This is a genomic window from Mesorhizobium sp. M7A.F.Ca.CA.002.05.1.1 (assembly GCF_003998335.1).
Taxonomy (GTDB): Bacteria; Pseudomonadota; Alphaproteobacteria; order Rhizobiales; family Rhizobiaceae; genus Mesorhizobium.
Genome location: NZ_RZQI01001524.1, coordinates 1 through 673 on the forward strand (window position 1 = coordinate 1; position 673 = coordinate 673).

The 673-nt window shown below is 65.7% G+C and carries 1 protein-coding gene; it reads right to left on the reverse strand.

The annotated features are described in order from the left end of the window. On the reverse strand, positions 1 to 673 hold a 673-nt coding region (locus tag EN939_RS36810; protein WP_127272111.1), incomplete at both ends, for an amidohydrolase.

A 673-nucleotide genomic window follows, 5' to 3' on the forward strand; every position in this document is an offset into this window, starting at 1 on the left:
TCGTTGCGCAGCGGCACGAACTCCCTGCTGTAATTGACCTCGGCCGCGACATTGTAGGCGGCAGCGGTGCCCTGCGTAATGATGCGCATCTGCCGCTCGATCTCGGCGCTGACCTCGGGGCGGAAGCTGCGCGCATCGCCGAGGATGCGGGCAAGGCCGGGCAGAGCGTTGCGGGTGCCGTCGGTGATCAGCTCGGTCACCGAAACCACCGATATGTCGGCCGGGCTCAGCCGGCGCGAGACGATGGTCTGCAGATTGGTGACCAGCGCGCAGGCGGCGACCAGCGTCTCATTGCCCGCATGCGGCCGCGCGGCATGGCCGCCGAGCCCTTTGAGCACGATCTCGAAGATATCCTCGGCCGACATTATGGGGCCGGCACGGGTCTCGAAATGCCCGATCGGCAAGCCGGGCATATTGTGCAGGCCGAAGATCTCGTCGAAGGGAAAGCGCTGCATCAGCCCATCGTCGAGCATGGCGAGTGCGCCCCTGCCCCATTCCTCGGCCGGCTGAAAGACGAAGCGCACGGTGCCGTCGAAACCGCCCTCACCTGCCAGCAGCTTTGCCGCGCCGAGCAGCATGGTGGTGTGGCCGTCATGGCCGCAGGCATGCATGATGCCAGGATTGCCGGACCGGTAGGGTGCGTCCGATTGTTCTGATATGCGCAGTGCATCCA